The following is a 24683-nucleotide window of genomic DNA, read 5'->3' on the forward strand; positions in this document are numbered from 1 at the left end:
TGATTGATTGAGTTAGTTATTATTTTAAAGTCTATATTTTAGCTGTAGAGACGCAATGATTGCGTCTAAAGCCGAGTTGTATCTCGTATCAAAAAAGCGGTCGGAAATTGTTTTTCCGACCGCTTTTTTTGAAAAGTTGGAGAAGAACTCCTATGTTAAAATTCTGTATGACTTATATTTTACAATTGGTAATACCTATCTTTCTATAAGATTTTTAAAACTTCACAGCACGCTTGGCAGGAAAGTACGAAGCAGCAAGGGTCATTATGATGACGACAACTGCCGTAAAAAAGAAGTCATTGAATCGCATTTCTACAGGATAGGCATCTACCAAAGAGCCTACAATTCCCATTGAAACAAAACCATACATTTCTTGAAGCCAGCAAATGGTAAAACCTAGAATCAAGCCTACCAAAGCACCACTAAACGCTACAATAGCACCTTCATATAAGAAAATTCGCTTAATTACACTTTTTGATGCGCCCATAGCACGAAGGGTTTTAACATCTGGTTTTTTCTCAATAGCCAACATTGAAAGTGAGAAAAAGATATTAAAGCTGGCAATTCCGATGATAAATGAGAGGGTAAGAAATACAAAAAGCTTTTCGATTTTGATGGCACGTAATAGACTGGCGTGTTGCTCGTCTTGGTTTTGTACGACAAAATTTTCTCCTAATAAATCCTGAATCTCACTTTGTATTTGAGGAATTTGCTTAGGGTCTTTTACTTGGATTTCTAGAGAAGTGCGCTTGTTGCCATATTCAAATAGCTCTTGAGCAAAACTGAGTGGCACAAACACAAAATTATTATCATATTCTTGCTCGATGGCAAAAATACCTGTCGGCAGTAAGTTTAAACGATTGAAGGCGTCTGTCGAATTAAAATCGATAGTTTTGCTATGATTGTTACGAGGATACCAAGTTTCGAGTGGATAAAAAGCGTCTACATCAACCCCTAGTGTAAAAGCTACCCCAGAGCCAACCACTGCATAAGAGATACCTTGACCGCCCAATTTTAATTCACCATCAATAATGCTCGATTTGAGGCGTTGTTGTTTGAGAAAATTGTCATCAACTCCTTTTAACGTTACCACCATTTGAGCTTCTTTATACCTAATGAGGGCACTTTCTTGAATAACTTGTGTAATAGTGCTTACGCCATCTACCGCTTGAAGTTTGGCAAGAAAGGCAGGAGTACATGGAAAGTTTTTCCCTTTTTTAGCACTGATTTTTAATTCAGCATCAAAAGTTCGGAAAAGACCTTTTTGGAAAGCTTCTAATCCATTAAACACCGATAAAACAATCACCAATGCCATTGTACCAACGCAAACGCCTAGCATTGAAATCCAAGAAATAAGGGAAATAAAGGAAGTCTTTTTTCGAGCAATGAAATATCGTTTCGCAACAAAGAAAGGCAAATTCATGATAGGGAGCTCTTGGAGATAAGATAAACAAATATATAAGAAGCAATGAGTATAAAAGTGAAGGAAATGAAACGTAAATGAGATTACGTTTCAAACCTAAATTCTTCACTTACTATTGGTGCAACCCAATATTAATCCTCAATTTCTTCTCCTTCTTTCAAAGGTGGAATGTCTAAGCTTGAAATTAAACGATCCATTTTGGCAGCATATTCGGCGGTATCATCCAAAAAGAACTCCAAATCAGGAATAATACGAGCTTGGTGACGGATACGTTGTCCCAAAACTCCTCTGATTTGTTTCGTTTTTTCACGAATCTCCTGCATCAAACCTTGTTTATCGTTGGCAAGCATGAAGCTCAAGTAGATACGAGCAATAGACAAATCTGGTGTTACTTTTACATCGGTGATTGTGATGAAAGCATTACCAAAAGCACTACGCATATCTTTTTGAAAAATCTCGCTCAAATCTTTTTGAATCTGACGAGAAAATTTTTGTTGTCTTTTCGAATCCATTTCCGCTAGTCTTTACAAATCGGCATATATTGCCATCTATGAATAAATAAACCAATAGCACTGGTTATCATAGCGATTTTCTGAGGGTGCTATTGTAATATTAATGCAAATTTCGGGAATTTAATTTGATTAACCGTAATTTCGTGAAAAATACCTTTTAATTAAAGTAACAGTTATGTTAAGTTTTTTCAGGGTGAATGCCCTCTATCAAATATTTAGTTTATTGATTTTACTAATCATATCTCGTATTCATATATTCTTGTACGGTTCGCCTGAGCTGATTCCTGAATTACAATGGATGCTAGTGGGCGAGCAAATCAATAAAGGTTTTGTAATGTACTCAGATATTTGGGATAATACCGCGCCGTTCTCTGCTATGGTATATGCAGGAATTGATAGTATTGTTGGTCGTTCTCAATTTGCGTATCAATTTCTAGCCTTTTTTGTAGCTGCTTTTCAGGTAATATATTTCAATGTGGTGATTAACAATAGAGATATTTTTCCTAAAAGAACCTATTTGCCTGGTTTGATGTATGTAATCTTTTTAAATATCTCGATTGACTGCGCTACGCTATCGCCTGTGTTGATGGGCACTAGTTTTTTGTTGCTAGCTTTCGGGACAATTGTTAAGCAAGTTAACCGACTAGAGGCTACCGATGAAGTGTTTGAAATTGGCTTTTTGATTGGGGTGGCCACATTGTTTTATCCTCCCGCTTGTGTTTTTATTTTGTGGGCGATTGCTTCATTATTGTTCTTTAGTGGTGCTACATTGCGTCAGCATTCATTGGCTATATTTGGTTTCTTATTCCCTTTATTTTTGACTGGACTATTCTTTTATTTGGATGGTACTTACGATGATTTTTTCCAAATATTTATCTCATCTGTATTCCAAATTCGCCAGTATAACCTCAATGACTTCCGTACGCTATTGGCGACGTTGTTTCTGCCATTTATTTTTGCTGTTTTGGGTTTTTTGAGATTGGTCAATGCCACAGGATTTGTCAATTTTCAGCTTCGTTGTCAACAAGTGATGATGCTTTGGGGATTAACAGGTTTTCTTTCGATAGGACTAATGCCCTTTTTGGCGCCAATGCAGTTCATTATTTTTGTGCCAGCTTTGGCATTTTTTGCAACAAACTTTTTTAGTAGTTTCAAAAAAGCATGGATGGCCGAAATGCTCTTTTTGGGTAGTTTATCAGTAATGATTTTTTTCTATTTCCAAGGGGCAAACGATAGCGATGAATCTTTTGCAAAGCTAAATAATTTGAAAATCAAGCGTAATAGTGCTTTTCCTTTCAAGAGTAAAAAAGTATTAGTGTTGGGAAATGGTATGGAGGAATACTTAGATAACTATGCTGCCACGCCTTACCTTAACTGGAACTTGGCAAAATATGAATTAGAGAATTTAGATAATTACGAAAATGTAATAAGTATCTTGAGAAATTTTGAAAAAGATACGCCAGAAGTCATTATAGACAAAGCGAATTTAGTTCCTAAACTGTTTAAAAGAATCCCCGCACTAGCCCGTCGCTATCATGCTGATGGTAAATGCGTTTATTTATTGAATTCGTAGAAAATAGCTTTGTTTTATTTTAAGGTAAATATTTTAGTTAAATTGATAGTACAGTTTTAACAATAAAAGCATTTGCCATACGAAAATGTCAAAATATATCAATCCATACACTGATTTTGGATTCAAAAAAATATTTGGAGAAGAGGCAAACAAAGACCTTTTAATAGATTTTTTGAATCAACTGTTACCTCCACATCATCAAATTGCCAATTTGCAATTTCGAAATGGTGAAGTTATGGGAGAACTATCTCAGGATAGGAAAGCAATTTTTGATATTCATTGTCAGTCTACCGAAGGAGAAAGGTTTATCGTTGAAATGCAAAAAGCAAAAGTTAATTTCTTTAAAGATAGGTCTCTATTTTACGCAACTATCCCCATTCGTGAACAAGCCAAAAGAGGTGATTGGGATTTTAAATTGACGCCTATCTACCTGATTGCTATTTTGGACTTTCAGTATGATGAACAGGAAGAAATACAAAAGTTTTTAAGATCTGTGAAATTGAAGGATCAAGATGGAGATGTATTTTATGATAATTTGACTTTTAAGTTTATCCAAATGCCTCTGTTTGATAAGGATGCTACGGAATTAGAAACACATTTTGACAAGTGGATTTACTTTTTGAAAAACTTAGAAACATTCGATTCTATTCCTCATATTTTAGAAGAAGATATTTTTGAAAAAGCCTTTAGTGTTGCTGAGTTAGCCAAAATGACTCCTGAGCAATATGAGCAATATCAAGAAAGCTTACTGACTTATATCGAAGTGAAAGAGGTAGTAAAAACGGCTGAAGAAGAAGGTCGGAAAAAAGAAAAAATATTAGTTGCTCAAAAAATGAAACAGATGGGCTTATCTCTCGAGCAGATTTGTGATATAACTGGCTTAAGCGAAAAAGAAATAAAACACATAATAAGCTAGGTTACTTCTTAAAAATGGTTCATCTCGAATTTTAGAATTTGGGATATTCTTCAAATTTTCATCAAAAAAGCGTTCAGAAAATATTTTCTGAATGCTTTTTTGATGAAACCATGCTGGAACTTACTCAGCTTAAGACGCAATCATTGCGTCTCTACTGCTAGAATACAGATTTTAAAAAAATCACTCAATCTCAATTCACTCAATTTAAGAGACTTTTACTTTTTTCTACCCTTCAAATACGCTTCCATTTCTGATAGACTCAAAGCATTAAAAGTCATATCGGCTGTCAAGCCACCTTTGCGGGCGTTGGCAACACCAAAGTGCATATCAAAATACCCTTCTTTCTCGTGGGCATCTGGATTAATAGACAACTTAACGCTTTTCTCCAAAGCATATTGAATATATCTCCAATCCAAATCCAAACGATAAGGGCTTGCATTGATTTCAATCACAACACCATTGGCAGCGCAAGCATCGATTAGTTTGTAGTGATCGACAGGATAACCTGCTCTTGATAATAGCAATCGTCCTGTAGGGTGCCCCAAAATCGTTGTATAAGGATTTTCTATGGCTTTTATCAAACGATACATAGCTTTTTCTTCAGTCATTTTCAGGTTTTGGTGCACCGATGCTACGATATAATCAAAGCTTTTTAATACCTCCTCATCATAGTCCAAAGAACCATCTCCCAGAATATCGGATTCTATTCCTTTGAGAATTTTAAAAGGTTTGTCGCCTAGTGCATATTGTGCATTAAGCTGGTCGATTTCGGCATGTTGTTCCGCTACACGGACTTCATTTAGTCCTCGAGCATAAGATGCTGTTTTGGAGTGGTCGGCAATGCCAAGATACTCAAAGCCCAATTCACGACAATAATTGGCCATCTCAGCCAAAGTATTTTTACCATCTGAATAAGTAGAGTGATTGTGCAAAATACCTTTGAGCGAGTCCCAAGTTACGAGTTGGTCGTTATTATGTTTTTGAATCCAATCAAACTCAAACGCACCTTCACGCATTTCAGGGATGATATATGGAATGCCTACTTTGGCATAAATAGCCTCTTCGGAGTCAAAAGTTTGATTTTGAACGGTCTGATAAAGATGATGCTTGGCTAAATGTTTTGGCGAAGCACTGAATATAAAACCTTGATTAATAAATTGTTTTTCAGGACAAATAATCACTTCGATAGGAATCAGTTTGCCTTCTATATTGCCACGCCAAGTAAATGGCGATGAATCTTTTTCGTTTTGCTGTAGGGTAGGAGTAGCATTAAGTAATTGTTGTACCTCCCAAGGTTGGTCGTGACCCACAACCAATTGAATAGACTCAACCACTTCATTTTTACGACGAATATCTCCTACGATTTGAACATGTTCAAAAACTGGCTCAAGAATATCGAGAATAAAATCGGCAATTTCTTGTCCTTTTTCCATTCTTAATTTGCCCGAATTCGACTGGTTATAAAGAATAGATTGCTTGATACTTTCTTGAATTTTGTCCCCAAAACCTTTGAGTTTGGCTACTTCACCATTTTCACAAGCTAGCAATAATTCACGGGTATCGGTAATTCCCAATTCCTGCCAAATCATGCGCACTTTTTTAGGACCTATTCCTTTGATTTTGAACATCTCCAAAATGCCTTCTGGAGTTTTGTTTAATAGTTCATTTAACTCTGCAAGTTGTCCTGTGGTACGAATTTCTTCGATTTTTGAGGCAGTGCTTTTCCCAACTCCTTGTATAGCCGCCAACTGTGCTATGGGAGTCGTGATAAAGTCCTCAGTAGCTTTGTCCAATGCACGCACAGCAAAGCCGAGGTTTTTTATTTTAAATTCATTCTCGTCGTGAAGTTCCAATAACTTGACGGTTAGTTCGAGAATGTCCAGTATATCTTGATTGTTCATATCGTAAAATTTAAAAGCGCAAGGAAATAGAGTTGTAGTGCTACACCTCAATTAAGGGCGTTGGCAAGCACGTTACTTCTTTTCAAAAATAGCAAAAAGGGTACAAAACAACGATTGTGTATGTACCCTTTTATCAGAATTTTCTCAAAGTATTAGGACTGTTGATTAGCTTCTTGCTCCGCCAATACTTCTGCTACAGGACGAAAATTGCCTTTTTTGAGCATTTCGTTTTCTGGCTCGTAAGGACATACTTCTAAGATCGTTGTAATATTAATATCAGTAATCTGGTAATCGTTGAGGTTGCCCAAATTCTTTTTTAGTAAAGTATAAACTTCACCTGGGTCGTTGGCATTGATTAGCATCATGTGAGCCGTTTTTTTCTCTTTTTGCGATTTCTCATCAAAAGAGATATACTGCACTTTTGCTTTAAACCAAGTTTCGGCATTGTTGTCTTCAAAAAACACCTCACTTAGTTTCATTTTTGTAAGGTTTGTAATTTGAAATTCGGGTGTATTGCTGGCCACAATCTCAAAAACTCTAGCCTCTGCGTCGGTGTAAGATACTGCATCAATCAAATACGCTTCGTTGATGGTTTTTAATGAGCCTGCCTCGTCCTCTCTCTGGTAACGAATTTTGGCCAAATACCAAGTTGCCATAATTAATCTGTTTTATTTTATGCCTGCAAAACTATCAAGACTTTCTTAATATTCCTCAAAGCGCGACCCAAACATTTTCGGTACAATTATTCTTCTTGAATGAATAAGCGAATTTTTTCTGTTGCTTCGAACAATTGTCGATTGATGTAGCGTAAATTTGGCTATTGAGTTGCTACTTATCTGAAATAACTCATTTTCATCCCAACTAAAAACCTTATGAAAAAAATAGTACTTGTACTTACCTGCTTGTGTGAATCATTATTAGGTTTTTCACAAAAGAAATCTGTTGCAGTTACTCCAGCGGTTTATTATCCTGAGGCAAAAGAGTGGCAAATAAAATCTCCAGAAAGTGTAGGTTTAAAATCAGACAAAATTCAAGCGGCAATAGAGTTTGCTAAGTCCCACGAAATTAAGAATCCTCGTAGCATGGAGGTTAATCATTACCAAACCTTCGGTAAAGAACCCTATGGCATCGGAATAGGACCTTTTGCAGATAGGGGCGAACCAACAGGAGTGATTATACATAAAGGATATGTCGTGGCGACTTGGGGTGAACCATTGCGTTGTGACATGACCCACTCAGTGACCAAAAGTTTTTTGTCGACCGTCGTTGGCTTGGCTGTTGACAACGGGCTTATTGGTTCTGTCAATGATACAGTATATAAATATGTGCCACCGATTGAGGTTTATGGAAACCCAGTTGCTCGACCAGCCGAGGACTATGGCAAACCAGAATTGCTCAAACCATTTGATACGCCACACAATCGTAAAATTACTTGGGATCATTTATTGCGTCAGACGAGCGATTGGGAAGGAACACTCTGGGGTAAACCTGAGTGGGCAGATCGCCCAAGTGCTAATCCTACCGAATGGACTACCCGACCACGCAATACGCCAGGTTCAGTGTATGAGTACAACGATGTACGGGTAAATGCTTTGGCTTTGGCAGCTACAGGCGTTTGGCGTAAACCTTTACCCCAAGTACTCAAAACCATGATTATGGATCCAATTGGTGCTTCTAATACTTGGCGCTGGACGGGTTATCGCAATTCTTGGATTGTACTAGACGGACAGCCCGTGCAATCAGTGAGTGGAGGTGGACATTGGGGTGGAGGCATGTTTATCAATGCTTATGATATGGCTAGATTTGGTCTATTATGCTTGAGAAAAGGTCGTTGGAAAGACCAACAACTTATTTCAGAAAATTGGATTAAACAAGCCTTAACGCCAACCTCAGCCGAACCAACGTATGGTTATATGAACTGGTTTTTAAATACAAATCAGAAATTGCTACCGAGTGCTTCGCCAAACGTGTATTATCATTTGGGCAATGGCACCAACATGGTTTATGTCGACCCAGACCATGACTTGGTAATGGTGGTGCGATGGATTGATAATAAATCTTTAGATGGAATGGTAAAAGCTGTTTTGGAGGCTTTTTGAGATGGTAAAAAAAATTAGAAAAAAATACGCTAAAAAATATAGTGAGTAAAAATACTTATTTTTAAAAGGGATTCTTTTTTATTTATAATCTCCCATTTAAAAAGTACTATAAAATTATTATTTTCAAAATATTGTTTGGTAAATCAATTTGGAAGCAAAATATAATTTTAATAAATTAGGTTTTACGTTCTGAACAAAACACTAAAAGAAAGCCTATGAACTTTAGCTTCAACAATTACAATACAGAAGGATTTTACGATGAAATGTTCGATGCAGAAGGAAATGTACGAATAGGATATGAAGCCTTCAAAGAGCGTGCCGAGCAATTGGGCGTAGAGGAATTTCTTCGTCGTCATCAAGCGGCTGAACGTTCGTTGATGGCCTTGGGCATTACTTTTAACGTGTATTCTGAAAACGAAGGTACTGAGCGTATCATGCCCGTGGATATTATTCCAAGGGTAGTAGCTGCCGACGACTGGGCAAAAACTGAGAAAGGTTTGGTTCAGCGTATCACAGCATTAAACATGTTTTTGGACGATATTTATAACGACCAAAAAATCCTAAATGATGGAGTAGTTCCTCGTGAGTTAATCGAGTCTTCGAAAAACTTTTTGAAGCCATGTATCGGTTTAAAGCCTCCCAAAGGTATTTGGATTCACATTACTGGTACCGATTTGATTCGTGGCGACGATGGTGAATTTATGGTTTTGGAAGATAACTTACGCTGTCCTTCGGGAGTAAGTTATATGCTCGAAAATCGTGAGCTATTGAAGCGTACTTTCCCTGAAGTACTTGGTAAAACACGCGTGCAACCAATCTCGGATTATCCAACACGCTTGTTGCAAATGTTACAATACATTAGTGACCGTCCAAATCCAACGATTGTTGTACTTACGCCTGGAATTTATAACTCTGCGTATTTCGAGCATTCGTATTTGGCTCAACAAATGGGCGTGGAGCTAGTTGATACCCGTGACTTAGTCGTTCACGATGGTTATGTAAAAATGCGTACAACCAAGGGTTTCCAGATTGTTGATGTAATTTACCGTCGTATCGATGATACGTTCTTAGACCCACAAACTTTCAATCCTCATTCTTTGATTGGTATCCCAGGGTTGATGGATGTGTACAAAGCAGGTCGTGTGGCGCTTGCCAATGCCCCAGGAACAGGCGTAGCCGACGATAAGGTAATTTATGCCTATGTGCCTCGAATCATTAAATACTATTTAGGAGAAGAGCCAATTATTCCAAATGTGGAGACCTACATTTGTGGAGAGGATGATGATTGTAAATATGTGTTAGAAAATATTGAAAAGTTAGTTGTCAAAGAAGCGAACGAAGCGGGTGGCTATGGTATGTTGATTGGTCCGAAATCTACGAAGGAAGAACAAGAATTGTTTAAAAAACGTATCAAGGAAAACCCAAGAAACTATATTGCTCAACCAACAATCTCGTTGTCGCGCGTGCCATGTTTGATCGATGACCACGCAGAAGGTCGCCACGTGGATTTACGTCCTTATATCCTTTACGGAAATGGAGTACAAGTAATCCCAGGAGGACTGACTCGTGTGGCGCTGCGCAAAGGCTCATTGGTAGTTAACTCATCTCAAGGCGGAGGCTCTAAAGATACATGGGTGTTGTACTAAGTATGAATGTTGAGTGCAAAGTGTTACGAAATTCACAGCTCATCATTCGATACTAATATTTAAGTAAAGCGCTAAGAGATTAGCATTGAATTTACTTTTCCTAAAAAACAAATTGTCACAGATGCATAATTAATATGTATTTGTGGCAATTTGTTTTTTGTTGAATAAAGTTTAAAATATTAAAATTTATTCTTAATTTTCAGGCACTTACAATTGAGATGCTTCAATGAAAGATAGTTTCACCTTACTAAATTCTAACCTATTTTTCGACACCAAAGCTCGCTTCTGTAATCTATTATCACAATTCACTAAATCTTTTATAATTTATTTTACTATGAAGAGAATATTTCTACTTCTTGCACTGATGTGCTTGACAGGGCTAAATACTTTTGCCCAAAAAAAAGCTAAAGAACCTTTAACAGAAGCTGAACTACTCAAAGCTCAACAAGCCTACCTTGACTCAGTTGAAACTGCAATTAAGTATCAAACAGGTACTATTACACTCTCTAATAATTTGGCAAAACTGAAGATTCCTGCTGGATTTAAGTATATTAATCCTGAGCAATCCAATCAAGTGCTGACAGAACTATGGGGTAATCCACCAAGCGAAGGGATTTATGGGATTATTTTACCCGAAAAAATGAAAATCACTGATGAGAATGCCTATGCGTTTGTAGTTGAATGGGATGAAATGGGTTACGTGAAAGATGATGACGCTGACGAAATTAATTATGATGACCTCTTAAAGGATATGAAAGAGGACATGGAGTCTGAAAATGAGGAAAGAAAAAAGGAGGGATATCCTGCTATTCAAATTGTAGGTTGGGCTTCCAAACCTTTTTATGACAAAAATCGTAAAATTTTGCATTGGGCTAAAGAACTTAAGTTTGAAGGTGGCTCAGAAAATACCTTAAATTATAATATCCGAATTTTAGGAAGAAAAGGAGTACTTGTTCTCAATGCAGTAGCTGGAATGGCTGAATTTCCGCTGGTTAATAAAGACATTAATAAAGTACTTGATATCGTAGAGTTTACAGATGGAAACAAATATGCAGACTTTAATCCCAGCGCAGATAAGATTGCCGCTGTTGGTATAGGAGGATTGGTAGCAGGGAAGGTCTTAGCAAAATTGGGAATTTTAGGAGTTTTGGCTAAGTTCTTTGCACCACTTCTTAAGTTTGGCAAATTGTTGATTGTGGCTGTCGGAGCAGGATTGTCTGCAATATGGCGATTTTTTACAGGGAAAAAAGAAGAGGAGGGTGAAGTACCGAAAGAAATTAATCCAGAAGAACCTACAGAGCCAACCGTGTAGTTATTTGTATTTTATAGTAAAATATGAGTCATCCCGAATCTTACTTGTAGAGACTCAATGCATTGCGTCTAAATAGGTATTGTTTTGAAGTAAATCATCAAAAAAGGTGGTTGAAATTAGTTTTTCAACCGCCTTTTTTGATAAACTTTGGACAATAACCCTAAGTTAAAATTCGGAATGACTCACGTTTTAATACTAGCTTGTAATATCTGACTCTGCTTGAGGTGCAATGCATTGCGTCTCTACAACTAGAATATAAATTTTAAATTAATCACTCATTCATTCAATCGCTAAATCACTAAATTCGGAATGACTCATGTTTTTCTTACTGAATCTTATAAGCTTTTGGCGCTTGCTGATTGATACCAAAAACTATCGTTTGATTTAGTTGTAGCACCGACCGAACGTCGCCTTTGATTTTCAGCCCTGACTTATTCTGTGGAATGGTTACAAAATTTCCTTTTCCATCGCCTTGTAAAAGTAAACCATAATTGGCATCAGATTTTCCAAATTTGAGTCGAGTGATATTTTGATTACCTGCAAGCAATACATCTTTTTTACCGTCTTTGTTGTAGTCAAATACCAACAGGTTGTACACTGGTGCAAATTGTGCTTCTATCGGTAACGCTTTTTCTTCAAATTTGTCTTGTGCATTCAAGGTAAAATATCCTGTCTTGAGATAATTAGCTGTTAACTTTTCGGCGCCTTCTAGTTCTTTGTCGTCAAAAATATCTTTTAACGTGGCATCTCCATAACTGTCGTAGCTCGTGAATTTTTTACGCTTAATGGTAAGTTGTTCAAGCAATTCGTCACGGGTAAGATAAGGATATGACTTTCCTTGAACGTAAGTACACAAAATTGGATCGACAGTTCCGTTTTGGTCAAAATCTTTGAAATATAATTCGGCAGGTTCTTTAAAACTTACTTTGCATTGACTGTTAAGCCCTTGATTTCCTAATAAGATTTCTGGCTTACCATCACCGTTCAAGTCTTCAACGACGATTTTATTCCACCACCCTTGATAATTTTTATCAAAGTACTTATCCGTCTGATTTTCTATCTTATTCCCTTGTATAGTAAATACCGAAATAGGCATCCATTCGCCCACAACAAGCAGTTCTTGCTTTTTATCTTGATTCAAATCCACAAAAGCAGCGTCTGTCACCATACCAATTTTTTGTAATTCTGCTGGTGTTTGATCTTTGAAAGTGCCATTGCCTTGGTTAATGAGGATATAACTTCGTGGTGTTTCTGGATATCTGCCAGGAATTACTCTTCCCCCTACAAACAAATCAGGTTTTCCATCTTGATTGACATCGCCTACTCGAACGCAACCCGTGCTTACTGGCATAGCAGGCAGGGCAGAGGCACTCAACGTAAATCCGCCTTTGCCGTTATTGATAAATAGTTGGTCTTGAAGCAATGGATCATTTTCGGTGAAATTTCGATACCCGCCATAAGCCACATACAAGTCTACTTTTCCATCGCCATTGGCATCGAAGAAAATAGCATCGCTTATATCAGCATTGGTTTTGGTATTAATACTTTGTTTGCTGAACCCATTGGCTTTATTTTGGATAAATAACTCACTGTTTTTACCAAAACATCCACCTACAAATACATCCTCCAAGCCATCTTGATTCACATCGGCTTTAATCATGACTGGTCCAACGAATGACATCGCTTGCGTGAGTAACGACTGACGCTTAAAATCATTTTGAACTATCGTTGCCGCTGCGCTTTGAATAGGGGAGTTGGTTTCAACTAAATAGGTATTAACCACTGATTGTTTAGGAGCGCTATCTGTCGCATTTTTCTCTTCCAATACTAAGGCTTGGTCTGCTTTAACATTTTTCAAAACTTGTACTTTACCGCTTGCCCAAGTAACCTTCAGTGAATCAATTGTTTGTGATTTTCCTAAGCCAAAGTGGAGTTCAAAACTTACATTTGATTGGAAACCTCGCGTTGGCATTTGCTCTTGTTGTTGTGAATTCCCAGAAGCGTATATTCTAACCGTTGTTCCGATTCCCATCGTGTTGGGCGCATTTCCTTTGAACTGAATATTGAGGTAGTGATTCTCAGACTTTTGCTTGCTTTCATTCTGGTAAATAAAGGCAGGAAGATTGATATTATTGACCACTAAATCCAAATCGCCATCTTTATCAAGGTCGCTATAGGCTGCGCCGCTGCTATTTGATGGACGACTTAAGCCCCATTTGTCGGATAAATTGGCAAATTGGAGATTGCCTTTGTTACGGAACATGTAATTACTTACATTGGAAGAAGGCATTTTTTTGACTAACTCTAATACATCTTCACGCTGAAAACCACCCTGTTTTTTCTTGATGAAATCATCCATATATTTCAAAAAGTCCAAATTAGTATAGTCATGCAAATAACCATTGGTTACATACAAATCTTTCCAGCCATCGTTGTCATAATCTGCAAAAAGTGCTGACCAGCTCCAGTCTGTATTCGAAATTCCCGATACTTGTCCGATTTCACTAAATGAGCCGTTCCCGTTGTTTAGGTGCAACATATTGCGCATATATTGGTGGTGAAAACCTGATTGTACGCTCAAGTCAAACTTGTAATAGTTGTCGGGAGCCATCAGTAATTTTTGACGACGATTGTCTTCTGGCAACATATCCAAGGTAAAAATATCTGGCAATAAATCATTGTTAATATCAGCTACATCGTTGCCCATCGAAAAGTTGGAAGTATGCCCTAATTGCTCAAGACTAACCTCCGAAAACCCTCCTTTTTGATTGTTGAGATACAACCTATCAGGAACCGCGTAGTCGTTGCTTACATAAATATCTGGCCAGCCATCTTGGTTAAAGTCTGCAATTCCTGCCCCTAAACCATACGAAAGAGCCGAACTTTGAATACCTGCCTGACTTGTAATATCTCTAAAATACCCTTTATCATTGGTATAAAATCGTGAGCCACTCACCGAGTCATCTACTTTCAGTAACTCGGCAGTATCTGACAAATTGAGTACTGGAAGTGATTTGATATTATGATTTAAAAGAAAAAGGTCGAGATCACCATCTTTGTCGGCATCAAAGAAATACGCATTGGTGCTCGAAGCAGGGCTATCTAAGCCATATTTTGCAGCCTCCTCCAAAAATGTTGGAATACCATTGGCATCATTCCCCTGATTGATAAAAAGCTCGTTGGCTTTTTTCTCTGGACGAAGATTCCCAGAATGACACACATAAATATCTAGTTTGCCATCGCCATTAATATCCACCATCGTAACGCCAGTCTTCCAAGGGCCTTGGCGACCAGCTACGCCAGCTTGGGCAGTAATATCTTGAAACACCATTTGAGTTTTGTTCAAATAAAGCTTGTTTTCATTCATATTACTGGTAAAATACAAATCATCATAGCCATCTCCATTGACATCGCCCACGGCAACGCCTCCACCATTATAGAAGTACTCGTACATGAGTACGTTGGTATTGAGCCCTTCGTCTATTACGTTTTGGAAATCCACATGAGTTTTTTCTGCAGGTAGTAAGGTGAAAAGCTCATCGGGAGACTCATCATCTTCTGAGGGAGCTTTGGTGGAATCTGTACAACTGATGAGAATACTTGTACAGAGAATGAGAAAGGCTGAATAGGAAAAAATTTTCATGCTTGTTAAATAGACAGTTTTAAAGGGTCTGCTTGATTTAGATTTTGTTAATTAATAAGCCATTTTACCACTTTGGATTGGTAAGCTACTTATTGCTTAAGAGTTATAACTACTGAAAACTACCCAATTTTCTCGAATTTTTTAAAGAAGATATAGAGAAAAAGAAGGAAAAAGTAATCTCATCAAGCACTTCATGTATGGCGAAACAAAGAGTACTATAAAGTGCTTGCTCTAACATTTTTTTTCGGTTGAAGTGAGTATTGAGCATTCCTCAAAAGGTAGTGGAGTAATCTTTAATAAAAATATTTAAAATATCTATAAAATATTGTTTTAATCAATAAAATATAGTTTCAGGGCGCTCTAAAATATACTTTTTATAGGTGCGTATTTCAGATATATTCTTCTTTTATCGTATTATATTGACATTAATCAATAAGTATGCAGACCAATTGGCTGTTTTATGATAAATTTTATTCTTTTTGTGCAAATGTTTGCACAGCCGTATTTATTCAAAAAACCAGAAAAAATAAAATAATTCTCAATTTTATGAATAATGGTATGGGTATAAAAAGTACAACTATTTCTTAATTTGTTAAAAGTATGTCTGTGCTTAGACCCCACTTTCATACTACAGGCGAGCTTGTACATGATGGCTTGACCATATCTATCTAAAGTAATAATAACTATGAAAATTTCGGACGACTGCGTGTTCAAGATTGAGCATTGCCTCAATACCTACGTGTATTTATTCCAATCCCATTACAATTCCATAACATAAAAAATTATGATTAATTCTACTCAGTGGAAGCATCAGAGTCGGAGAATTTGTTTTCTGACTTTGGGGTTCATTTTTATGGTTTTTGCTAATACACTTGCCCAAAGTGTAAAAGGAAAAATCACTGATGACAAAGGTCAAGGTTTGCCCGGGGTCAACATTCTAGTGAAGGGCACTAGCGTCGGTACTACATCCGATGTCAATGGTGTGTATTCAGTGAATGCTGGTAAATCTGCGACATTGGTTATTACCTCAGTTGGGTTTATTTCCCAAGAAGTATCTGTGAATAATCGTTCTGTTGTTGACGTTGCACTTGCTACAGATGTCAAATCTCTCGAAGAGGTTGTTGTAGTAGGTTACGGTACGCAGAAAAAAGTGACTGTTACAGGTGCTGTTGTTGCAGTACAAGGTGAGAAAATTTTGAAATCACCAGCAGTGGATTTATCAAACTCATTGGCAGGTCGCTTGCCAGGTTTGGTGGTTGTCCAACAAAGTGGTGAGCCAGGAAACGATGGTGCAAGTATCTCGATTCGTGGTACAAACACCCTTGGTAACAGTAGTCCGCTTGTTGTAATCGATGGTATTCCTGATCGTGATGGTGGTTTGGGTCGTTTGAACCCACGTGACATCGAATCGATTTCGGTATTGAAAGATGCTTCGGCGGCAATTTATGGTGCTCGTGCTGCAAACGGTGCTATCTTGGTAACTACCAAAAGAGGTAAGACTGGTAAGCCAACAATTACTTATGACATGAACCTTGGTTGGGCTCAACCAACAAAAGTTCCTCAAATGTCTAGCGCTGCGGAGTATGCTAAAATCATGAATGAGCTTCCGATTTACAAAAACATTCCTGCAGGCGAGTGGGGTGCAGCATGGCAAAGTATCCAAAACACAGGTACTTACAAGTCTCCAACTGCAGGTGTTGGTACAATCAATGCGAATTATAGCCCAGATGCTGTGAAGAAATATGCTGATGGTTCAGACCCTTGGCGTTATCCAAATACTGACTGGTTTGGCGATGCATTCAAAACTTGGACGCCACAAACTCGTCATAACTTACAGTTATCGGGTGGTTCTGAAAATATGCGTTATATGGCTTCTTTGGGCTATGTTTCGCAAGATGCGTACTACAAAAATTCAGCTACTAACTATCACCAATACAACTTCAGAACAAACCTTGATGCCAAAATCAATAAGTACATTAGTGCTAACTTGGGTATCATGGTGCGTCGTGAACAACGTAGATATCCTACTGAAAGTGCAGGTTCGATCTTCCGTATGTTGATGCGTGGTCGTCCGACTGAGCCAGAAGTTTGGCCAAATGGAATGCCAGGTCCAGATATTGAAAATGGTCAAAACCCTTATGTGATTACAACCAATGCTACAGGTTATGTAGATAACCCAACAGACTATGTGCAATCAAACGGTTCAGTAATCTTGACTAACCCTTGGGTAGATGGTTTGAAAGTAACTTTGTCAGGTGCTATCGATAAAAATAGCCAGACAAGCAAGACTTGGCAAACACCTTGGATGTTGTACTATTGGGACAAGCAAACCTATCAATCTGATGGTGTAACGCCTTTGTTAGTAGGAGCCATTCGCTCAAACTTTACTGATCCACGTTTAACTCAATCATACAGTAATGTTTTGAATACCAACTTGACTGCTATGATTAACTATGACAAGAAATTTGGTGCAGACCATAACTTGAGTTTCTTGGCTGGTGTAACTCGTGAGACTTTTGATGGTGACAACTTCTTTGCTTACAGACGTAACTATATTTCTTCGGCTGTTGACCAGTTGTTTGCGGGTGGTTCTTTGCAACAAAATACAGGTGGTAGTGCTTACAACCGTGCTCGTTTGGGGTATTATGGTCGTGTGCAGTATAACTACAAAGAGAGATATTTGTTAGAATATATCTGGCGTTATGATGGTTCTTATATCTTCCCTGAGGCGCATCGTTTTGGATTCTTCCCAGGGGTGTTAGTAGGTTGGAATATTTCTAATGAAGATTTCTTCAAAGTAAAAGGTGTTGACAATTTGAAACTTCGTGCTTCTTATGGTCAAATGGGTAATGACCAAGTATTCTTCAATAACCAACTGCAAGAATATGCTTACTTGTCGACATTTGGTTTTGGACAGTATCCTATCAACAACCAAGTTGTAACGACTTTGAGAGAAACTGTTTTGGCTAACCCTAACTTTACTTGGGAACGAGCCAACAACTATAACGTTGGGATTGATGGATCATTCTTAAACAACAAGATTAACCTAACATTGGAGTATTTCTACAATAGAAGAGATCAAATCTTGATTCAAAAAACAGGTTCAACACCAGCATCTTCAGGTATCAATTCTTTGTTGCCTCCAGTAAATGCAGGTATTGTTGACAACCGTGGTTTTGAATTCAATGTATCTTATAACGGAAAAGCATCAAAAGATTTGACTTTCAGAGCTTCAGTAAACGGAGGTTATGCTAAAAACAAGGTAGTGTTTATGGATGAAGTACCAGGAGCTCCTAGTTACCAGCTACAAGAAGGTAAGTCTATTGGTGGATATTTGGTGTATGAATATGATGGCGTATTTAAAAACACTGCTGATATTGATGCAAACAAATTAGACTACTCGGCAGTAACGTCAAAATTGATTCCGGGTGACATGAAGTTCAAAGACGTAAATGGCGATGGTAAAATCAATGGTGATGACCAAGTAAGATTAGACCAGAATGCAACACCAACATTCAACTTTGGTGCTACTATTGATGTTCGTTACAAAGGCTTTGATGTAAGTGCACTCTTCCAAGGTGCTATGGGTGCTGCTATTCGTATTCAAACAGAATCGGGTGATATTGGTAACTATTTGAAATACTCTTATGATCACAGATGGTCAGTAGACAACCCAAGTAGCGTAGACCCACGTTTGGCAAGTAGAGGAGATACCTACTTTACTGGCGGTAACTACGGTAACAATACCTATTACCTATTTAGTAAAAACTATGTTCGTTTGAAGAACATCGAATTAGGCTATAATTTTCCAAGTAATATTACTGAGAAGTTAAAATTAGGAAGTTTGAGAGTTTATGTCAATGCATTGAATTTGTTGACAATTGACAAAAACAAAATCTTTGACCCAGAGGCGACTGCTCAAGGTGGTGTGTACTACCCACAATCACGTGTGATAAATGCAGGTTTGAGTCTAACCTTCTAAAAACGTAATTTAACATGAAGAAATTTAGTATAAAAGTAGGCTTATTCGCTGCTCTGATGGGGCTTACTTTATCTTGTGATCAAGAATTTTTGAATACCAAACCCTTAGATAAAATATCGAGTGCAGCAACATGGGCCGATGGACCACTTTCGGAAGCTTTTGTTTTTAACGTGTACTCTTTCTTAGGATATGGTGGTTTTGAAGAGCAAGCTTTAGCTGCTTACACCGATGAAGCGATGTTTACCCACGCTGGTCGTAATATTAATACTTTTACGGAAGGCACTGAAAGTCCAAACAACATTGCTTGGGTGAGTGACACCTACGGTTGGGATAAAATGTACTTGGCTATTCGTGAGGCAAACGTAGCACTTGAAAACCTTCCAACAGCTACTTTTACCAATGCTACATTGAAGGATCGTTTGATTGGTGAGTCATACTTCTTGCGTGCTTACTACTATCAGCAGTTGTTGCGTTTTTATGGTGGTGTTCCACTCATCAGCAAATCTTATGGTTTGAATGAAGACTACACTGTAGCTAGAAGTTCGTATGATGATTGCGTGAAGTTTATTGTGAGTGATTTGGATAACGCCATCAAACTTTTGGATGGAAAACCATCTACACCAGGACGTGCTACCAAGTTGTCAGCGATGGCATTAAAAGCACGTGTATTGTTGTATGCCGCGAGTGATTTACATGATGGCCCTACCGCTAAAGCAAAATCTCCAGTGTTAGCTACCTATCAAAATATTGATTTGTTGGCATATCCTTCTGGTGACCGTGCTGCTCGTTGGCAAGCGGCAAAAGCTGCTGCAAAAGCAGTTTTGGATGCTACTACGGGTTATAAATTGAATTTGACAGCACCAGTGTCTGTTGAAGAAGGTAAAAATAACTACAATGCCATTGCAATGGGTGGTCAAAGTGCCGTAGCGGATCCTGCTGCTGCATCTGAATTGTTGTTCCAACGTACACATACTGCTTTGTACACACAGGAAGATAACTGGCCTTTGGGTGGTATTCACTATGGTATCAACAACGGACCAAACGGTTATCACAACTGGGCAGGTAATACGCCAATCCAACAATTGGTTGACGATTACGAAATGATGGACGGTACTAAATTCGATTGGAGTAATGCTACACATAAATCAGCTCCTTACGAAAACCGTGACCCTCGTTTTTATGCTTCGGTTTTATACGATGGTGCACCTTGGAAGCCTCGTCCTGCTGACGTTAGTGCATTGGACCCTGCTAACCAAATCCAAACAGGTTATTATGATGATGGAAAAGGAGGATTATTAAATGGTATTGATACACGTGAATCAGCCGTAGAAAACTGGAACGGTAGCCGTACGCACTACTATACTCGTAAGTTTATTGATCCAAACCCAGCATTGGCAGATAACCAATCTTCTGCACAGGTGATTCCATGGCCGTTTATTCGTTATACTGAAATGGCTTTGAGTTATGCTGAAGCAAGTCTCGAAACAGGCGATGAAGCGGAAGCTTTGAAATGGATTAACAAAATTCGTTTCCGTTCGGGTATGCCAGCTGTAAATGATAAAGGAACTGCTTTGCGTGATCGTTTGAGAAATGAAAGACGTATCGAGTTGTCTTATGAAGAGCATCGTTATCATGATGCACGTCGTTGGATGATTGCTGCTTCTACGGTAGGACGTGGCGTAAAATCTATCCACGTGGAGGCTAAACTTAAGTCAGGAATGACTGCTCCTGCTATCTATAAATACGATAAAAATCGTTACAATTATAGCTACTCAGTGGAGGATAATACGTCTAACGAAACGCGTACTTGGAACGACAAAATGTACTATCGTGCGTTGAGTCGTAACGAGGTATTACGTAATACCAAGTTGGTACAAAACCCTGGATATTCGAATTAATCCTATCCCTAATCCAAATATCAATTAGGCAGTCAGAAATGACTGCCTAATTTGGTTAAATCGTTTTACATCTCTGGAGATGCTTTACCACTAATTCAATGATTTATTTTACTTTATGATTTTATCAATATAAAATATACATATATTGTGCACTAATCAGTCAATATTAGAGTTGTACTACTAGGTAGAAAGCATTTGACTTTTCCTCTTTCAACATAAATTTATAAAATATGAAACCTTCAATGAAAAGCTTAGGTGTATTCAACGGGATAGTTGCAGTTGCTTTAGTTGGCTTTTGTATAAGTTGTCAGTTTTTTCAAAAAAAAATTACTGAGCAAGACTACGCTACCCGCTGGTCGGATATGGCTTTGTATATTACCAAAAATACCCCTGGCAACTCGCCAACTTATGCTTCTAGATGTCTTGGTTATATTGGTCTTACCATGTACGAATCCGTGGTGCATAGCGACCAAACTTATGCCTCAATGGCAGGTCAGTTAGACAGTCTAAAAAGCTTACCGATACCTCAGCCGAATCAGACCTATGATTGGCTTATTGCACTCAATGCATCTCAGGCGCATATCATCAAGGCGCTTTACAAGCAAACCTCTGATGTAAATAAAACAAAAATAGATTCACTCGAAAATGCTTTCCTAGAAGCACGCTCTGCTAATATCACTGACCCCGAAATTACAAAACGTTCTATTGCCTACGGACGTGCAGTAGCCGAAAAGATATTCGAATGGGCAAAAACAGATGGAGGCAACGAAGGCTATTTTAATAATTTTGATAAAAAAAGAGTCTATCCTCAAAAGCCAGGAGGATGGCAACCTCCACTTTATAGTCAATCGATTAGTCGTTCACCATTACATCCTGATTGGGGTAAAAACCGTACCTTTTTAATAGCAGATCATAAAATAGCAGCTCCTAAGCCCATTCCTTTTGACTCAGTACCTCAATCTGAATACTATCAGCAGTTTTTGGCAGTATATCGTCAAAGAAATGCTTTGACTCAGCAACAAAAAGAAGCGGCTGTATGGTGGGGAGATGATCCAGACGAAACATTTACACCACCAGGTCACTCTTATTATATTGCAACACTAGTGATTAAGAAAATCAATCCTCCGCTCATCAAATGTGCCGAAACGTATGCTCGTGTAGGTATGGGAGTTGCAGATGCTTTTGTTAATTGCTGGAAATGGAAATATCAGTTTTTTACAGAACGTCCCAATACCTTTATTCCAAAGTATATCGATAAGTTTTGGGAGTCATTTTGGCCAGATCCACCATTTCCTGCTTTCCCATCAGGTCATGCTATTCAAGCGGCTGCAACAGCAACAGTTTTGGGCAATTTGTACGGCAATTCAATCACCATCGTAGACGACTCACACGTAGGACGCAAACCCGATGGGCTGCGACATGTAGAGTTTAAGGCTCGTACATTTAATGCGCTTTGGGATATTGCCAATGAAGTAGCTAACTCCCGCTTTTACGGAGGTATTCATACGCCAATGGACAACGATGCAGGCTTGCAAAAAGGAAAAGAAATAGGAGAAAATATCAATAGCCTTATATGGCAAAAAAGCCTCTATAAAAAAGAATAATAAAAGTTGACAATAGCGTATTTGCCTTCAAAGACCATAAATCATGGCAAAACTCACCACTTTTAAGTCATTTTACTACTAAAACCTACAAGTATTAATACTAAAATATCTAACATAGCTCAAGTTTGACACCTACCACTATATCCCTATGAGCTATTGTTATACTACTTGATATTTGAATGAGACTTTTGCGCTCATTCATGATGCTCAATTGGCCAGCTTTGGCGCTCTACTAATTTTAAGGATAGATTATGTTTTGCAGTTATACAATTGCAGGGTGTTTCTTTTTGTAGCCTACTGTACGAAATACGCCTGATGATGAGTTGCATCACTAGCCATATCACCGTTCAAGTGACGATTCTCTTTTATCTCTTTAAGCAAATTTCTATGATTAAACCTTTACTAAAATTAGGAATAGTGTTTCTTATGAGCACTACTATGGTTCAAGCGCAAAAAATGTTTACCGATGTTTCAAAACAAGCAGGTATCAATCTCCAATTCGAAGTATTCGAAGGGTTTTTGGGTGGTGGAGCATGTGTGTTAGACGTCAACAATGATGGTTTTGACGATATTTTTATCGCTGGCGGAAAAGCTGATGACGTTTTATATCTCAATAATCGAAATGGAACCTTTACGAATATTTACCTAAGCTCAGGGCTTACTAAAACCCAAAAGTACTTAACGCAAGGAGCAGTAGCAGCCGACGTAAACCGCGATGGTTGGGTAGATTTATATGTCACGACAATTACTTCAAAAGGAACAAAAAAGATAATTCCACGAGAAATCAATTTGCTTTTTTTGAACAATAAAAATAACACCTTCAGAGACGCTACCAAAGAATATGGATTAGACGAACTGTATTCTTTTAGCACAGGAGCCAACTTTGGCGATGTCAATGCCGATGGGTATCCAGATTTGTATGTAGGGAATTATTTTACCCAATACCCAGGCGATTTGAGTACTATCAATGCCTCGATGATTGTTGGGGCAAATCAAATAGGAGAGGGCAATTTGTTGATTAACCAACAGGGAAAAGGTTTTAAAGATGAATATAAAAACTACGGACTTTCGCACAAAGGCTTTGGTTTTGGAGGCGTTTTTACCGATTATGACAACGATGGCGACCAAGATTTGATCGTCAACCATGATTTTGGGTATAAAAAGACCCCTAACTTGTTGTTGGACAACCAATATCCTATGAGTTATTTCAATGACGTAGCGCCTAAATTGGGTATGGACTTGAAAATTAATTCGATGGGAACTGCCATTGGTGATTACAACGATGACGGATTATTGGATTACTTTTTTACCAATATTCGTTTTAATAAGTTTATGGTCAATAATGGGGCAGGCAAGCCTTTTTCTGACAAAACTGCTGAGACTGGACTCAATACGATTACAATTAGTTGGGGCGCAAATTTTGCCGACTTTGATCACGATGGTGACCTAGATTTGTTTGTGGTCAATGGCGATTTGAATCCCAATTGTGTACCAATGGCCGATTTTTATTTTGAGAATAACAAAGGGAAATTTATCGATTTGGCAGGACTCAAAGGCGTAAATGATTATGGAATTGGTCGTGGCTCGGTGGTGTTAGACTATGATAATGATGGCGATTTAGATTTATTAGTGGTTAATCAAAAGCCAGTAATGCCCAATTTTCCAGCAGAATCAGCCACCCATTTGTACCGCAATGATGGAGCAAAAGGCAATTGGATAAAAATTACCTTGAAAGGTATTCAAGCCGAAACACACGGCTTGGGCTCTAAAGTGGAAATCGTGGTCAATGGAAAGCATCAAATTCGTGAAATAGACGGAGGAGGTTCGAGCCATTTATCACAAAATGCCACGTTTGCCCATTTTGGACTTGGAAATGCTACTCAAATAGATGAAATTATCGTGCATTGGACGGGAGGATATAAGCAAGTGCTCAAAAATCAGAAAGTCAATCAATTAGTAGTCATAACCGAAGAAGAACATGTAAATCCTTTAGTCTGGACTAAATTAATCATAGGAGTAGTCGTAATATTGGTACTTTTAGGAGGATTTTTTATTTGGAAAAATGTGAGAAAAAAGAAATAAGCATTTTATGGATAAATGAATGAGCGATAAAGAAAGGGGGCATCCCTAATTTAGTGATTTAGCGATTGAATGAGTGATTAATTTAAAATTTG

General features: G+C 38.0%; 14 protein-coding genes. 9 read left to right on the forward strand and 5 right to left on the reverse strand.

The genetic code is table 11. The features are described 5' to 3' along the window. Nucleotides 1-214 precede the first annotated feature (214 nt). Both QM481_RS13905 and rbfA read right to left on the reverse strand, forming a co-directional pair. Nucleotides 215-1423, reverse strand: coding sequence for an FtsX-like permease family protein (locus QM481_RS13905; RefSeq protein WP_283382180.1), 1209 nt, complete (start codon nt 1421-1423; stop codon nt 215-217). 131 nt (nt 1424-1554) lie between these two features. Beyond that, nucleotides 1555-1935: a 30S ribosome-binding factor RbfA gene (rbfA, locus tag QM481_RS13910; RefSeq protein ID WP_166553019.1), complete on the reverse strand. Its 381-nt coding sequence runs from the start codon at nt 1933-1935 to the stop codon at nt 1555-1557. Between the two features lie 223 nt (nt 1936-2158). Here rbfA and QM481_RS13915 point away from each other — a divergent pair, with 223 nt between their 5' ends. Continuing rightward, nucleotides 2159-3508: a hypothetical protein gene (locus QM481_RS13915; RefSeq protein WP_310589667.1), complete on the forward strand. Its 1350-nt coding sequence runs from the start codon at nt 2159-2161 to the stop codon at nt 3506-3508. Nucleotides 3509-3593: 85 nt separating this feature from the next. Next, complete coding sequence (locus QM481_RS13920; RefSeq protein WP_283382182.1) at nt 3594-4424, forward strand: Rpn family recombination-promoting nuclease/putative transposase; 831 nt, start codon at nt 3594-3596, stop codon at nt 4422-4424. 215 nt (nt 4425-4639) lie between these two features. Here the strand turns inward: QM481_RS13920 and QM481_RS13925 are convergent, their stop codons facing one another. After that, nucleotides 4640-6325, reverse strand: coding sequence for a PHP domain-containing protein (locus QM481_RS13925; protein WP_283382183.1), 1686 nt, complete (start codon nt 6323-6325; stop codon nt 4640-4642). A 152-nt stretch (nt 6326-6477) separates the two neighbouring features. After that, entirely contained in the window at nt 6478-6981 is a 504-nt protein-coding gene (locus tag QM481_RS13930; RefSeq protein ID WP_166553016.1) for a DUF4494 domain-containing protein, read from the reverse strand. A 216-nt stretch (nt 6982-7197) separates the two neighbouring features. Here QM481_RS13930 and QM481_RS13935 point away from each other — a divergent pair, with 216 nt between their 5' ends. The 3 genes from QM481_RS13935 to QM481_RS13945 all read left to right on the forward strand — a co-directional run bounded on the left by QM481_RS13935 (nt 7198) and on the right by QM481_RS13945 (nt 11382). Beyond that, complete coding sequence (locus QM481_RS13935; protein WP_283382184.1) at nt 7198-8424, forward strand: serine hydrolase domain-containing protein; 1227 nt, start codon at nt 7198-7200, stop codon at nt 8422-8424. Between the two features lie 215 nt (nt 8425-8639). Next, nucleotides 8640-10070 (forward strand): circularly permuted type 2 ATP-grasp protein, encoded by a 1431-nt coding sequence (locus QM481_RS13940; RefSeq protein ID WP_095166547.1) that lies wholly within the window; start codon nt 8640-8642, stop codon nt 10068-10070. A gap of 334 nt (nt 10071-10404) precedes the next feature. Then, entirely contained in the window at nt 10405-11382 is a 978-nt protein-coding gene (locus QM481_RS13945; RefSeq protein ID WP_283382185.1) for a DUF2167 domain-containing protein, read from the forward strand. Nucleotides 11383-11707: 325 nt separating this feature from the next. Here QM481_RS13945 and QM481_RS13950 read toward each other — a convergent pair whose 3' ends face one another. Beyond that, entirely contained in the window at nt 11708-15025 is a 3318-nt protein-coding gene (locus tag QM481_RS13950; RefSeq protein WP_283382186.1) for a VCBS repeat-containing protein, read from the reverse strand. A gap of 784 nt (nt 15026-15809) precedes the next feature. On the opposite strand from QM481_RS13950, the gene QM481_RS13955 reads away from it, so the two are divergent. From QM481_RS13955 to QM481_RS13970, 4 genes are all read left to right on the forward strand, one after another. Continuing rightward, nucleotides 15810-19007, forward strand: coding sequence for a SusC/RagA family TonB-linked outer membrane protein (locus QM481_RS13955; protein WP_283382187.1), 3198 nt, complete (start codon nt 15810-15812; stop codon nt 19005-19007). A gap of 14 nt (nt 19008-19021) precedes the next feature. Beyond that, a complete protein-coding gene (locus tag QM481_RS13960; protein WP_283382188.1) occupies nt 19022-20905 on the forward strand; it encodes a RagB/SusD family nutrient uptake outer membrane protein in 1884 nt (627 codons plus the stop codon). A gap of 230 nt (nt 20906-21135) precedes the next feature. Next, entirely contained in the window at nt 21136-22509 is a 1374-nt protein-coding gene (locus tag QM481_RS13965) for a vanadium-dependent haloperoxidase (RefSeq protein WP_283382189.1), read from the forward strand. Nucleotides 22510-22935: 426 nt separating this feature from the next. Then, the gene (locus tag QM481_RS13970; protein ID WP_283382190.1) at nt 22936-24591 is read left to right on the forward strand and encodes a CRTAC1 family protein; all 1656 of its coding nucleotides are present in this window, start codon (nt 22936-22938) and stop codon (nt 24589-24591) included. Nucleotides 24592-24683 lie beyond the last annotated feature (92 nt).

Source organism: Flectobacillus rivi (assembly GCF_030056655.1).
GTDB classification, from domain to species: Bacteria; Bacteroidota; Bacteroidia; order Cytophagales; family Spirosomataceae; genus Flectobacillus; species Flectobacillus rivi.

Bases quoted from the DNA above. Each gene is read 5' to 3' on its own strand.
- QM481_RS13905 (WP_283382180.1), bottom strand. From the start codon at position 1,423: ATGAATTTGCCTTTCTTTGTTGCGAAACGATATTTCATTGCTCGAAAA.
- rbfA (WP_166553019.1), bottom strand. From the start codon at position 1,935: ATGGATTCGAAAAGACAACAAAAATTTTCTCGTCAGATTCAAAAAGAT.
- QM481_RS13920 (WP_283382182.1), top strand. From the start codon at position 3,594: ATGTCAAAATATATCAATCCATACACTGATTTTGGATTCAAAAAAATA.
- QM481_RS13925 (WP_283382183.1), bottom strand. From the start codon at position 6,325: ATGAACAATCAAGATATACTGGACATTCTCGAACTAACCGTCAAGTTA.
- QM481_RS13930 (WP_166553016.1), bottom strand. From the start codon at position 6,981: ATGGCAACTTGGTATTTGGCCAAAATTCGTTACCAGAGAGAGGACGAG.
- QM481_RS13935 (WP_283382184.1), top strand. From the start codon at position 7,198: ATGAAAAAAATAGTACTTGTACTTACCTGCTTGTGTGAATCATTATTA.
- QM481_RS13940 (WP_095166547.1), top strand. From the start codon at position 8,640: ATGAACTTTAGCTTCAACAATTACAATACAGAAGGATTTTACGATGAA.
- QM481_RS13945 (WP_283382185.1), top strand. From the start codon at position 10,405: ATGAAGAGAATATTTCTACTTCTTGCACTGATGTGCTTGACAGGGCTA.
- QM481_RS13950 (WP_283382186.1), bottom strand. From the start codon at position 15,025: ATGAAAATTTTTTCCTATTCAGCCTTTCTCATTCTCTGTACAAGTATT.
- QM481_RS13955 (WP_283382187.1), top strand. From the start codon at position 15,810: ATGATTAATTCTACTCAGTGGAAGCATCAGAGTCGGAGAATTTGTTTT.
- QM481_RS13960 (WP_283382188.1), top strand. From the start codon at position 19,022: ATGAAGAAATTTAGTATAAAAGTAGGCTTATTCGCTGCTCTGATGGGG.
- QM481_RS13965 (WP_283382189.1), top strand. From the start codon at position 21,136: ATGAAACCTTCAATGAAAAGCTTAGGTGTATTCAACGGGATAGTTGCA.
- QM481_RS13970 (WP_283382190.1), top strand. From the start codon at position 22,936: ATGAGCACTACTATGGTTCAAGCGCAAAAAATGTTTACCGATGTTTCA.